12 protein-coding genes are annotated in these 12110 nt (G+C 62.9%); 7 read left to right on the forward strand and 5 right to left on the reverse strand.

Annotated elements, in window-relative coordinates:
- Positions 1-5: 5 nt before the first annotated feature.
- Both CSQ91_RS05770 and CSQ91_RS05775 read right to left on the reverse strand, forming a co-directional pair.
- Complete coding sequence (locus CSQ91_RS05770) at positions 6-932, reverse strand: STM4015 family protein (RefSeq protein WP_034781439.1); 927 nt, start codon at positions 930-932, stop codon at positions 6-8.
- A gap of 91 nt (positions 933-1023) precedes the next feature.
- Positions 1024-1599, reverse strand: a complete 576-nt coding sequence (locus CSQ91_RS05775) for a helix-turn-helix domain-containing protein (protein ID WP_034781438.1) — start codon at positions 1597-1599, stop codon at positions 1024-1026.
- Between the two features lie 221 nt (positions 1600-1820).
- Here CSQ91_RS05775 and kbl point away from each other — a divergent pair, with 221 nt between their 5' ends.
- From kbl to CSQ91_RS05790, 3 genes are read left to right on the forward strand one after another with little or no spacing between them, the layout of a single operon-like run.
- Complete coding sequence (gene kbl / locus CSQ91_RS05780) at positions 1821-3044, forward strand: glycine C-acetyltransferase (protein ID WP_034781436.1); 1224 nt, start codon at positions 1821-1823, stop codon at positions 3042-3044.
- 20 nt (positions 3045-3064) lie between these two features.
- Positions 3065-4030 (forward strand): NAD-dependent epimerase/dehydratase family protein, encoded by a 966-nt coding sequence (locus CSQ91_RS05785; RefSeq protein WP_034781432.1) that lies wholly within the window; start codon positions 3065-3067, stop codon positions 4028-4030.
- 46 nt (positions 4031-4076) lie between these two features.
- Positions 4077-5477, forward strand: a complete 1401-nt coding sequence (locus CSQ91_RS05790; RefSeq protein ID WP_070256166.1) for an L-serine ammonia-lyase — start codon at positions 4077-4079, stop codon at positions 5475-5477.
- 126 nt (positions 5478-5603) lie between these two features.
- Here CSQ91_RS05790 and CSQ91_RS05795 read toward each other — a convergent pair whose 3' ends face one another.
- On the reverse strand, positions 5604-6344 hold the full coding sequence (locus CSQ91_RS05795) for an AAA family ATPase (RefSeq protein ID WP_070256164.1): 741 nt from the start codon (positions 6342-6344) through the stop codon (positions 5604-5606).
- Between the two features lie 269 nt (positions 6345-6613).
- Here CSQ91_RS05795 and thrC point away from each other — a divergent pair, with 269 nt between their 5' ends.
- The 3 genes from thrC to moaD are packed head-to-tail and all read left to right on the forward strand — an operon-like array spanning position 6614 to position 9628.
- Positions 6614-8110, forward strand: coding sequence for a threonine synthase (thrC, locus tag CSQ91_RS05800; protein WP_099387650.1), 1497 nt, complete (start codon positions 6614-6616; stop codon positions 8108-8110).
- 14 nt (positions 8111-8124) lie between these two features.
- Positions 8125-9351, forward strand: coding sequence for a molybdopterin molybdotransferase MoeA (locus CSQ91_RS05805; RefSeq protein WP_099388582.1), 1227 nt, complete (start codon positions 8125-8127; stop codon positions 9349-9351).
- 10 nt (positions 9352-9361) lie between these two features.
- Positions 9362-9628 (forward strand): molybdopterin converting factor subunit 1, encoded by a 267-nt coding sequence (moaD, locus tag CSQ91_RS05810; RefSeq protein ID WP_092604782.1) that lies wholly within the window; start codon positions 9362-9364, stop codon positions 9626-9628.
- A 46-nt stretch (positions 9629-9674) separates the two neighbouring features.
- Here moaD and CSQ91_RS05815 read toward each other — a convergent pair whose 3' ends face one another.
- A complete protein-coding gene (locus CSQ91_RS05815) occupies positions 9675-9908 on the reverse strand; it encodes a hypothetical protein (protein ID WP_099387651.1) in 234 nt (77 codons plus the stop codon).
- Between the two features lie 155 nt (positions 9909-10063).
- Here CSQ91_RS05815 and CSQ91_RS05820 point away from each other — a divergent pair, with 155 nt between their 5' ends.
- Positions 10064-11314 (forward strand): TIGR03862 family flavoprotein, encoded by a 1251-nt coding sequence (locus tag CSQ91_RS05820; RefSeq protein ID WP_099387652.1) that lies wholly within the window; start codon positions 10064-10066, stop codon positions 11312-11314.
- Here the strand turns inward: CSQ91_RS05820 and CSQ91_RS05825 are convergent.
- A complete protein-coding gene (locus tag CSQ91_RS05825) occupies positions 11301-12107 on the reverse strand; it encodes a head GIN domain-containing protein (protein ID WP_034787287.1) in 807 nt (268 codons plus the stop codon). The two genes, CSQ91_RS05820 and CSQ91_RS05825, sit on opposite strands and share 14 nt — an antisense overlap.
- Positions 12108-12110: the final 3 nt, after the last annotated feature.

Genomic DNA, 12110 nt, shown 5'->3' on the forward strand with positions numbered 1-12110 from the left:
CCTATTTATTCGCCGACGGCGACGTAGCGATAGACTTCGTCGTCGTCCTCGTCGTCTTCCTGCGGATCATCGAGCCTGACCGGGAAGGGCAGGGCCTTGAGTTTTTCCTGGTTCGCTTCCGAGATATAGTGATGCGACAGGTCCATGCGCTTCAGATTGCCCAATTGCGTGCCGTGCAGCAGTGCTTCGGCGCCGACGTCGCCCAGGGTGCCCAGCGACAGATCCAGGGTCTCGACCGTGGCCAGCAGCGGCTCGTTGGCCAGCCAGACGGCCAGCTCGTCGGCGATCTGCGCATCGCGCAAGCCCAGGTAACGCAGGGTTGGCGTGGCCAGTTGCGCCAGTACCTGCTGATACAGCGCCACGTCGCCCGAGAAGCCGTAGTCCTCCGTGCCCAGCCACAGTTCCAGGTATTCCAGCTTGGGCATGCTCGACTGGGCCAGCGCCTGCGCGATCTTCTGATCGAGGCCGCCGGACTCGATGGTGAACTTGCGCAGGTTCTGGTGCGCGAACGGTTCGATGATCAATTCATTGCCGCCACGGATGCGCAGTTCTTCCAGCTGCGGGAAAGCGTCCAGCAGCGGCTTGTAGCTGCCTTGCACGATCCACGAGATTTCGCATTCCTCGTACGTCATGTCGCCGATGAACAGGGCGCGCAAGTTCGGCAACTGCGGCGCGTGGCTGGCCAGCGCGGCGATCACCTCGTCGGCGCCTGCCTCGTACGGGTCGCCCCACATGCCGATGATCAGCGCTTCAAGCGCATGCTTGTCGGTTTTTTCCAGGAAGCCGGCGATCAGGTCCGGCATCTTGCGCTTGTCGTCATACTCGAGCGAGAGGCGGTAGACGATATCCTGCCCGGATTGCAGCGCAATATCAGGATCGTACTGGACGACCTTTTTTTGGTGGAAGAGGGTGGTGCTTTCGGAAATCGTCATTGCTAAGGCTCCATGAAAGACAGTGAAAATCTTGTCTAATCCAAAATCTTAGCATGGGCGAAAGAGCTTATTGCACACCGCTGAAAAGCAACTATCTATGGATTACCACCAATAATGCCTTGCCTTCCGTCTTGCCCAGGTTGCGGATGGTATGCGGCTGGTCCGCCGGATAGCGTGCCGTGCCGCCATTCTTGACCTTTTTCTTCGCCGCGCCCACTTCCAGCTCCAGGTTGCCGTGGATCACCGTCAAATGCTCGGTGGTGCCCGGATCGTGCGGTTGCGACGCCAGTTCGCCGCCCGGCGCCAGCGTCACTTCATACCATTCGTATTTGCCGGCCAGTTCCATCGGCCCGAGGATGCGCAGCACGTAGCCCGCGTGGTCGCCGGGCAGGGTGGGGGTTTCGTGGGCGTCCGTGATGCGGATGGTTTCCACGGTTTTTTCCGCGCTGGACAGCAATTCGCCGATCTGCACGCCCAGGGCGTTGGCCAGGCGCCACGTGATGGCGATGGTGGGATTGGCTTTTTCGCGCTCGATCTGCGACAGCATGGACTTCGAGACGCCCGCGATGCGCGACAAATCCTCCAGTGTCAGGCCGCGCGCCAGGCGCAGCCGTTGCAGGGTGGCACCTACTTCAGGGGGAGAATTGGTCGAAACGCTGGTTTTCATCGGCAGGTGGCTTGCAAAGTTCAAAAGGCTTGGGTAATATCCACTATATTGAATTTCAGTTCGAAATAGTGGATTTTGAGGAAAAACACGGAAACGTGTAGACTTCAAACAGCGCTTCACGGTACAGCATTGTGCGCGCACCGGTCAAGCGGCCGCTTTTCCCTATGGCGGCTGAGGTCACCCGGATACCACATATACAACAGGGACACACAAGGATCATCATGAGCGAGCAAGCGAAGAACACCTTTTTCAGCGGTCTGCAACAGAATCTCGATCAACTGCGCCAGCAGGGCTTGTACAAGCCCGAGCGCGTGATCGCCTCGCGCCAGGGCGCCGAAGTGGTGTGCGACGATGGCCGTACCCTGATCAATATGTGTGCGAATAACTACCTGGGCCTGTCCGGCGACCTGCAGACGCAGGAAGCGTCTATTGCCGCCACGCAAAAGTACGGCTACGGCCTGTCGTCCGTGCGCTTCATCTGCGGCACGCAAACCGTGCACAAGGAACTGGAACAGGCGATTTCCGCGTTCCTGGGGACCGAAGACACGATTTTGTACGCGGCGGCTTTTGACGCCAACGGCGGCGTGTTCGAGCCACTGTTTGATGAAAACGACGCCATCATCTCGGATGCGCTGAACCACGCGTCCATCATCGACGGCATCCGCCTGTGCAAGGCTGGCCGCTACCGCTACCTGCATAACGACATGGCCGACCTGGAAGTGCAGCTGAAAGCGGCGATTGCAGCCGGCAAGCGCCATAAAGTCATCGTCACGGACGGCGTGTTCTCGATGGACGGCACGATTGCGCAACTCGACAAGATCTGCGACCTGGCCGACCAGTACGGCGCGCTGGTGATGATCGACGAATGCCACGCTTCCGGCTTCATGGGCGCGACGGGCCGCGGCACGCACGAGCACCACAATGTGATGGGCCGCATCGACATCATCACGGGCACCCTGGGCAAGGCCCTGGGCGGCGCCATGGGCGGCTTCACGTCGGCGCGCAAGGAAGTCATCGACACCCTGCGCCAGAAATCGCGTCCCTACCTGTTCTCGAACACGCTGGCGCCATCGATCGCCGGCGCTTCGCTGTCGGTACTGGAGCGCCTGGCCAAGTCGACGGAACTGCGCGACCGCCTGCATGACAACACGGCTTTCTTCCGCAGCGAGATCGAGCGCATCGGCTTCACCATCAAGCCGGGCACCCATCCCGTCGTTCCCGTGATGCTGTTCGACGCTCCCGTGGCGCAGAAGTTCGCCGCCCGCCTGTATGAACTGGGCGTGCTGGTGACGGGCTTCTTCTACCCGGTCGTGCCGATGGGCCAGGCCCGCGTGCGCGTGCAGCTGTCGGCTGCCCACACCCGCGAACAGCTGGTGCAAGTGCTGGCTGCCTTCGAGCAGGCTGGCAAGGAACTCGGTCTGCTGACCACTACCACTACCAATTAACAAGAAATCAGGATAAGAAGATGGAACGTATTTTAGTCATTGGCGCAAACGGCCAAATCGGTAGTGAGCTGGTGGGCGCGCTGGCGCAGCAGCACGGCGCGGACAATGTCATCGCCAGCGACATCGGCACGAACAACCTGTACCAGGCCAAGCGTTATGCGCAGTTGAATGTGCTGGACAAGGACGGCCTGGCGAAGATCATCGCCGATGAAGGCATCACCCAGGTGTACCAGCTGGCGGCCATGCTGTCGGCCACGGGGGAAGCGGCGCCGCTGAAGGCGTGGAGCCTGAACATGGATGGCTTGCTGAATATCCTGGAACTGGCGCGCGAGCGCGGCGAGGCAGGCAAGCCGCTGCGCATCTTCTGGCCATCGTCGATTGCCGCCTTCGGCCCGAACACGCCGCAAGTCAATACGCCGCAAATGACGGTGATGGATCCGACCTCGATGTACGGCATCAGCAAGCTGGCCGGCGAGCGCCTGTGCGAGTACTACTTCAACAAGTACGGCGTGGACGTGCGCAGCATCCGCTATCCTGGCATCATCAGCTACAAATCGCCTCCGGGCGGCGGCACCACCGATTACGCCATCGCCATCTTCCATGCGGCCTTGCGCGGCGAGCGCTATGACTGCTTCCTCGATGCGAACACCACCTTGCCGATGATTTACATGCCCGACGCCATCCGCGCCACCATCGAACTGATGGACGCTCCTGTGTCGCAGATCAAGATCCGTTCGTCCTACAATGTGGCCGGCGTGTCGTTCAACCCCGAGCAGCTGGCCAAGGCCATCGTGCGCATGGTGCCGGACTTCAAGATCAGCTACAAGCCGGACAGCCGCCAGGCCATCGCCGACAGCTGGCCGCAAAGCCTGGACGACAGCAAGGCCAGCGCGGACTGGGGCTGGAAGGCGCAGATCGGCGTCGAGCAGATGGTCACGGACATGCTGGCCAATGTCGACGTGGGTCACGCCGCCAAGGCTGCCTGAAGCACGCCCGCGCATTTAAAAACATACTAATATAAAGAGACACTACATGGATATGAGCGTATTTGACCTGTTCAAGATCGGCATCGGGCCGTCGAGTTCCCACACGGTGGGGCCGATGGTGGCGGCGCGGCGGTTCCTGGTCGAATACGGTCCGCTGGACCAGGTGGTGGGCGTCGAGGCGGCCCTGTATGGCTCGCTGGCGCTGACGGGCGTGGGCCATGCCACGGACAAGGCCGTCATTCTTGGCCTGATGGGTGAAACGCCGCAGGACGTGGCGCCCGATGCCGTCGATACCAAGCTGGCCGCCATCGAGGCGGCCGGCGAGATCGCCTTGCTGGGTACACACGTGGTGCCGTTCACGGCCGCCACGGGCTTGATCTGGCACAAGAGCGAATCCCTGCCTGAACATCCGAACGGCATGCGTTTTACCCTGAAACTGGCGGACGGCAGCCGGGTCGACAAGGTGTATTACTCGATCGGCGGCGGTTTTATCCGCGAAGCGGGCGAGGCGCAAGCCGAAGCGGCAGTGGAGTCGGCCGCCAGCGCGCGGGTCGTCTTCCCTTTCGATACCATGGAGCAGTTGCTGGCGCACGGCGTGGAAAGCGGCCTGTCGATCCCTGAAATGCTGCGCGCGAACGAATGCGTCAAGCGCAGCGACGCGGAACTCAATGAGGGACTGGACCGCATCTGGCACGTCATGCGCGACTGCATCGCGCACGGCCTGGAAACGACGGGCAACCTGCCGGGCGGCTTGAACGTGAAGCGCCGCGCCGCGAAATTGTGGCGCCTGGCGCAGGAAGCGAAGGCATCCGACAACCGCGCCAACGACTTGCCGCACGATGCCGTGCACCTGGTCAGCCTGTACGCGATGGCCGTCAACGAGGAAAACGCGGCCGGCGGGCGCGTGGTCACGGCCCCGACCAACGGCGCCGCCGGTATCATCCCGGCCGTGCTGCGCTACTACGCGCAGGATTGCCGCCCCAGCGATCCGGTCGGCGGCGTGCGCCGCTTCATGCTGACGGCCGCGGCCATCGGCATGCTGTGCAAGCGCAATGCCTCGATCTCGGGCGCCGAAGTGGGCTGCCAGGGCGAAGTGGGCGTGGCGTGCGCCATGGCCGCCGCCGGCCTGGTGGCGGCATTGGGCGGCACGAACGAGCAGATCGAAAACGCGGCCGAAATCGGCATCGAACACCACCTGGGCATGACGTGCGACCCCATCGGCGGCCTGGTGCAGATCCCCTGCATCGAGCGCAATGGCATGGGCGCCGTGAAAGCCATCACGGCCGCCTCGCTGGCGCTGAAGGGCGATGGCACCCATTTCGTCAGCCTCGACGAAGTCATCGAAACCATGCGCCAGACGGGCGCGGACATGCAGGACAAGTACAAGGAAACGTCGCTGGGCGGCCTGGCCGTGCATGTAATCACCGTCAACCACGCCGCTTGCTGATGTGTTGCTGGTAGTGTCGGATTACGCGCGGAGCGCTAATCCGACCTACGATGCGCCACGGTCGGCGTAGGTCGGCTTAGCGCAAAGCGCGTAAGCCGACATCACCACGGCAGCAAGCCATCACCCTCACTCCTCCTCGAACAACTGCTCCAGCCTCCTCGGGTAGTTATTCAAAAAATCGCGCGTCACGGCGAAGTGCTCGGTGTCTTCATATGCCACTTCGTGGATGCCGCCCCCCGTAAACATCAGGATTTTCGCGTTCGGGTAGGCCAGCAGGATCGGCGAATGGGTGGCGATGATCAGCTGCGAGTCGTCCTGCACCAGCTGGTGGATCACCGATAGCGCCGCCATCTGGCGGCTCGGCGACAGGGCCGCCTCGGGCTCGTCCAGCAGATACAAGCCCTTGCCCCGCAGCTTGTTGATCAGGGTGGCCATGAATGCTTCGCCGTGCGATTGCGCGTGCAGCGACTTGCCGCCGTAGCTGGCCAGGTATTCGGGCATGTCGTCCATGTAGGTGGCGACGTTGAAAAAGCTTTCGGCGCGCAGGAAATAGCTGTCCTCGGGCTTCTTGTAGCTCTTGCTCAGGCGCAAGTGCGCGTGCAAGCCCGATTCCTCGTCCGACGGCAGGGCGATGCGCACGTTGCGCGTGCCGCCATCCTTGCCGAAGCCCAGCGCCACGGCCAGCGCCTCGAGCATGGTCGACTTGCCGCTGCCATTCTCTCCCACGAAAAACGTCACGTCGCGGTGGAAGTCCATGTGCACGAAGTCGCGGATGGCGGGGATGGTGAACGGATAGTGGTCCATGTCGACGACAGCGTCGGGGCGCAGCGCGGCGCTTTGCAAATACGGTTTTTTACTGATCGGCATGGCCGGTTTTCGACTCCATGATTGGCACTTTACAGGGCAGAAAGCACAGTGTGGCGCAAATCGGCGGCGCACGCCAGTACGCACGCCGGCCATGTTTGCCTGGCTTGATCTCATGCCATTATGGCTGCATTGACAATATCCAGGCTCTCCAATTGTCACATCCTGACCTGGCTGGCGCCACGCGATTCGCCTTGGACGGCGGCTGGCACTATAATATCCGCTGCCATTCATGATTAACCGCTCTCAGCTCAACTGGACTCTTCAAATCTATGCATTACGTGTCTACCCGCGCTGATAAAGCGCCATTGCAGTCGCAACAGTCATCTTTGCAGCAATTTTCCGACATCCTCCTGGGCGGCCTCGCCCCCGATGGCGGATTGTATCTCCCTGAACACTACCCGCAAGTCACTGGTGCCGAGCTGAACGCCTGGCGCACATTGTCGTATGCCGACCTGGCCTACGAAATCCTGAAGAAGTTCGCCACCGATATCCCGGCCGCGGACCTGAAGGCACTGACGGCGAAAACCTATACCAAGGCAGTCTACAAGAACGCCCGCGCCGGCGAAAACGCGGCCGACATCACGCCGCTGCGCGTGCTCGAAGAAAACGTCGTCAAGGGCGGATCGACCACCCTGATCCTGCAGGCGCTGTCGAACGGCCCGACCCTGGCCTTCAAGGACATGGCCATGCAGCTGCTGGGCAACCTGTTCGAATACACTCTGGCCAAGCACGATGCCGAACTCAATATCTTCGGCGCCACCTCGGGCGACACGGGCAGCGCGGCCGAATACGCGATGCGCGGCAAGAAGGGCATCCGCGTCTTCATGCTGTCGCCGCACAAGAAAATGAGCGCCTTCCAGACGGCGCAGATGTTCAGCCTGCAAGACCCGAATATCTACAACATCGCCGTCGAAGGCGTGTTCGACGATTGCCAGGACATGGTGAAAGCCGTGTCGAACGACCTGCCGTTCAAGGCGAAACAGAAGATCGGCACCGTCAACTCCATCAACTGGGCGCGCGTCGTGGCGCAGGTCGTGTACTACTTCCGCGGCTATCTGGCGGCCACCACCAGCAACGAGCAAAAAGTGTCGTTCACGGTGCCGTCGGGCAACTTCGGCAATATCTGCGCCGGCCATATCGCCCGCATGATGGGGCTGCCCATCTCGAAACTGGTGGCCGCGACGAATGAAAACGACGTGCTTGACGAATTTTTCCGCACGGGCGTCTACCGCGTGCGCAAGTCCGCCGAGACCTACCATACGAGCAGCCCGTCGATGGATATCTCGAAAGCGTCGAATTTCGAGCGCTTCGTCTATGACCTGGTGGGCCGCGACAGCGACCGAGTGCGCGCCCTGTTCACGAAAGTGGAAACGCATGGCGGCTTCGACTTGTCCGGCAAGCCTGGCAGCGACGGCGACGAATTCAAGCTGGTGGCCAAGTACGGCTTCAAGTCGGGCAAGTCCACGCACCAGGACCGCCTCGATACCATCCGCGACGTGGCCGACGACTACGGCATCACTATCGACACGCACACTGCCGACGGCATCAAGGTGGCGCGCGAGCACCTGGAGCCCAACGTGCCGATGATCGTGCTGGAAACGGCGCTGGCGGCCAAGTTCAACGAGACCATCCTCGAAGCGCTGGGCGTGGACGCGGAACGGCCAAAGGGCTTCGAGAACATCGAAGACTTGCCGCAAAAGTTCGTCGTGATGGATGCGGACGTGGAAAAGATGAAGGCGTATATCGCCGCCAACACGGGCTTGTGATGAGCGGGCCTGTGATGAATGATCCGACCGCACAACGCAAGCCGATGCTGTCGGTGGCCGAGGCGCAAGCCTTCATGCTGGGCGCGGCGCGCCCGGTGGCCGAGGTGGAGCTGGTCGACACCATGCGCGCCAACGGCCGCGTGCTGGCGGCCGCGCAAACGTCGACCCTGAACGTGCCCGAGCGCGACAACACGCAGATGGATGGCTATGCCGTGCGCGCGCAGGATTGCGCCAGCGGCGCGGCCAGCTTGCCCGTGTCGCAGCGCATCGCGGCCGGCCACGTGGGCCAGCCCCTGCAGCCGGGGACGGCGGCGCGCATCTTCACGGGCGCCCTGATCCCGGACGGCGCCGATTGCGTCGTGATGCAGGAGCAGTGCACCTTGCTTGACGGCGTAGTGACGGTCAATCACGTGCCGCAGGCGGGTGAATGGGTGCGCCGCCAGGGCGAGGATATCCGCGCAGGCGGCGAGATCCTCGGTGCCGGTCGCCGCCTGCGCAGCCAGGAAATGGGCCTGGCCGCCTCGGTGGGCCTGGCGCAGCTGCCGGTGCTGCGCAAGCTGCGCGTTGCCGTCTTCTTTACGGGCGACGAGCTGGCCATGCCCGGTGAGCCCCTGGCGCCGGGCGCCGTCTACAATTCGAACCGTTTTACCTTGCGCGGCCTGCTGGAGAATCTGGGCTGCGAGATCACGGACCTGGGTATCGTGCCCGACAGCCTGGAAGCGACAAAGGCCGTGCTGCGCCAGGCGGCCCAGGGCAATGATCTGATCATCACCTCGGGCGGCGTGTCCGTGGGCGAGGAAGACCATATCAAGCCGGCCGTGGAAGCGGAAGGGCGGCTGAACATGTGGCAGATCGCCGTCAAGCCGGGCAAGCCGCTGGCGTTTGGCGAAGTGCAGGATGCCTTCTTTATCGGCTTGCCTGGCAATCCCGTCTCCAGCTTCGTCACGTTCCTGCTGTTCGTGCGCCCCTTCATCCTGCGCCTGCAAGGCGTGGCGGGGAACCTGGCGCCGCGCAGCTACAAGCTGCCGGCCGCGTTCGAGCGCCTGAAGGCGGACAAGCGCAATGAATTCTTGCGCGCCAAGGTCAATGAGGAGGGCGAGCTGGAACTGTTCGCCAACCAGAGTTCGGGCGTGCTGACGTCCACCGTGTGGGGCGACGGCTTGATCGATTGCCCGCCGGGGCTGTCGATTGCGCGCGGCGACATGCTGCGGTTTATCCCGTTTAACGAATTGCTGTACTAAGGAAGTAGCGATGAAGATCAATCTGCGATTTTTTGCCAGCGTGCGCGAGCTGGTGGGAACCGGCCATGAAGTGCTGGAAGTGAGCGCGGAGGCCGCGTCACGGCTGACGGTGGGCGAGGTGCGCAATCTCCTGATCGCCCGCGGCGGCAACTGGGAATACGCGCTGGCGCAGGGCCGCGCGCTGCGCATGGCGCATAATCAGGTGATGTGCGATGCCGCTACCGTGGTAGGCGACGGCGACGAGGTGGCATTCTTTCCACCCGTGACGGGCGGCTGATCCCGCTTCCAAATGAGACGGCCACTTCATCGAAGTGGCCGTTTTTTCATGAAGACTTGCTTTTCGGTTTGTCCCCGCTGCACGTGGCGCAGGCGATGGCTTTCTTGTAGCGCCAGTATTTCGAACCGATGAAGATGGCCGACGCCACCAGCGACCAGGCCAGCGCGCTGAGGATGTCGGCCTGGCTGGTGGTGCCCTTGCTGTACTCGACCACCGTCAGGATGATGAATAAGATCGAACTGGCCAGCAAATAACGGGAAATCCAGAATCCTGCACCCATGTGTTTCTCCTCTTGTCGTCTCGTTGTCTCGTGAAGTCAAAGTGCCGATCGCTGCAGCATGTTGGCGCAGTATGCATCATTTTTCGGCATTCTTGCCATCCCCGCGCCTTATCTCGACTAAAATGCCGGGGTTTTCACCGTCTTTCCAGCTTGCCATGACCCATTCCAGCCTTCCTCCCTTTCACATCGCCGTCATCGGCGGCGGCCCTGCCGGCCTGATGGCCGCCCAGGCTGCCACCGACCAGGGAGCCAGGGTGGAGCTGTTCGATGCCATGCCGTCCGTCGGCCGCAAATTCCTGCTGGCGGGACGCGGCGGCATGAATATCACGCATGCGGAAGACTACCAGTCCTTCGTCTCGCGTTACGGCAGGCCGGCCCGCTGGCTCAAGCCGGCGCTGGACCAGTTCGGCCCGCAAAAGGTGCGCGACTGGGTGCACGGCCTGGGCGTGGATACTTTCGTCGGCTCCTCGAACCGTGTCTTCCCGACGGACATGAAGGCGGCGCCCTTGCTGCGCGCCTGGCTGCACCGCCTGCGCGAAGCGGGCGTGCAATTTCACATGCGCCACCGCTGGACGGGCTGGCGCGACGGCCAGCTGGCCTTTGCCACGCCGGACGGCGAGCGGTTATTCGCTTTCGACGCCGTGATCCTGGCGCTCGGTGGCGGCAGCTGGGCGCGGCTGGGATCGGACGGCGCCTGGGTGCCGCTGCTGCGAGAGCAGGGCGTGGCCGTGGCCCCCCTGGCGCCGGCCAATTGCGGCTTCGACGTTGACTGGAGCGGGCATTTCAGCAGCCGCCATGCCGGCGAACCGCTGGCCACCGTGGCCATCACGGCGCGCGATATCGATGGCTTGACGATCAAGCGCCAGGGCCAGTTCGTCATCACGGCGGGCGGCGTCGAGGGCAGCCTGATCTACGCGCTGTCGGCCGCGCTGCGCGAGCAGATCACCGCCGAGGGCAGCACCACCATCTGGCTAGACCTGGCGCCCGACTACACGCATGCACGCGTGTTCGAGGAAGTGACGCGCCCGCGCGGTTCCCGCTCCATGTCCAGCCACCTGAATAGCCGTCTGGGCATCAAGGGCGTGAAATCGGGCTTGCTGCGCGAATGCCTGAGCGCGGCCGACTTCGCCGATGAAGCCAGGCTGGCGGACGCCATCAAGCTGCTGCCCGTCCGACTTGTGCGTCCGCGCCCCATCGATGAAGCCATCAGCAGCGCCGGCGGCGTGGAATTCGACGGTGTCAAAGGCAGCATGCTGCGCGCCATGCCGGGGGTGTTCCTGGCGGGGGAAATGCTGGACTGGGAAGCGCCGACGGGCGGTTACCTGCTGACGGCCTGCCTGGCGCAAGGCAAGGCGGCCGGCGAGCAGGCGGTCAGTTGGCTGGAAGAGAACGTTAGTGCCAGGTAATTTCGCCCGAGCCGCTTTTCTGCGTCTCGCGCTGGCGCGGGTTGCCGTGGACGTGGATGTCGCCGCTGCCGCGCAGGGTCAGGTTGCTGGCGTCGCGCACGAAGACGGTGCTCGTGCCGGAGCCTTGCAGGCTGACGCTGGCCTTGTCGGCGGCCAGGTGCTCGGCATCGATATCGCCTGAACCGCTCAGATCGGCACGCAGGAACTTGGTATTGCCGCTGGCGGCGATGCGCCCGGACCCCACCATTTCCAGCACCACGCTGTCGCTGTTGCCGCCATTGATGTCGAGGTCGCCGCTACCGTTGACCGTGGCTTGCACCTGCTTGTAGCGTCCCGTGAAACTGACATCGCCCGAACCCGTCAATTCCAGGATGAAACTGTCTCCGGAAAATCCCGTGATCTTGCTGTCGCCATTGCCGTGTACTTCGACGCGGACGAGGGCGGGCAGCACCAGTTCCACCTGCAGGGGCTGGCGGTGGTGGAACAGCATGCCTTTCGGGCCGATATGCAGGGTCGTGCCATCCTGCGTGGTGTCGACGTTGGACAGCAGACGCTGTTCGCCGCTGACCTTCAGCGAGGGCGTGGCGCCACGGCGCAGCACCAGGTCGATGGGGCCGGCCAGGTCGATGCTGTTGATATTGGGGGAAACCGGGCGCGTTTCGCTGCGCACGGCACGGCCGGCGGCGCTGCTGGGATTGCTGATTCCCTTGGCGCGCAGCGCCGCATATGACATGGCGATCAGGACCAGTGCCAGCAAGAGCATGGACAGGCCAACTTTGAGCAAGCGTTTCATGGC

It is taken from the genome of Janthinobacterium sp. BJB301 (assembly GCF_002735685.1).
In the GTDB taxonomy this organism is placed as follows: Bacteria; Pseudomonadota; Gammaproteobacteria; order Burkholderiales; family Burkholderiaceae_D; genus Janthinobacterium; species Janthinobacterium lividum.

Excerpts from the sequence above, each read along its gene's own strand:
- kbl (WP_034781436.1), top strand. The coding sequence starts at position 1,821 with ATGAGCGAGCAAGCGAAGAACACCTTTTTCAGCGGTCTGCAACAGAAT.
- moaD (WP_092604782.1), top strand. The coding sequence starts at position 9,362 with ATGAAGATCAATCTGCGATTTTTTGCCAGCGTGCGCGAGCTGGTGGGA.
- CSQ91_RS05795 (WP_070256164.1), bottom strand. The coding sequence starts at position 6,344 with ATGCCGATCAGTAAAAAACCGTATTTGCAAAGCGCCGCGCTGCGCCCC.
- CSQ91_RS05825 (WP_034787287.1), bottom strand. The coding sequence starts at position 12,107 with ATGAAACGCTTGCTCAAAGTTGGCCTGTCCATGCTCTTGCTGGCACTG.
- CSQ91_RS05815 (WP_099387651.1), bottom strand. The coding sequence starts at position 9,908 with ATGGGTGCAGGATTCTGGATTTCCCGTTATTTGCTGGCCAGTTCGATC.
- CSQ91_RS05790 (WP_070256166.1), top strand. The coding sequence starts at position 4,077 with ATGGATATGAGCGTATTTGACCTGTTCAAGATCGGCATCGGGCCGTCG.
- CSQ91_RS05785 (WP_034781432.1), top strand. The coding sequence starts at position 3,065 with ATGGAACGTATTTTAGTCATTGGCGCAAACGGCCAAATCGGTAGTGAG.
- CSQ91_RS05775 (WP_034781438.1), bottom strand. The coding sequence starts at position 1,599 with ATGAAAACCAGCGTTTCGACCAATTCTCCCCCTGAAGTAGGTGCCACC.
- CSQ91_RS05805 (WP_099388582.1), top strand. The coding sequence starts at position 8,125 with ATGAATGATCCGACCGCACAACGCAAGCCGATGCTGTCGGTGGCCGAG.
- CSQ91_RS05820 (WP_099387652.1), top strand. The coding sequence starts at position 10,064 with ATGACCCATTCCAGCCTTCCTCCCTTTCACATCGCCGTCATCGGCGGC.
- thrC (WP_099387650.1), top strand. The coding sequence starts at position 6,614 with ATGCATTACGTGTCTACCCGCGCTGATAAAGCGCCATTGCAGTCGCAA.
- CSQ91_RS05770 (WP_034781439.1), bottom strand. The coding sequence starts at position 932 with ATGACGATTTCCGAAAGCACCACCCTCTTCCACCAAAAAAAGGTCGTC.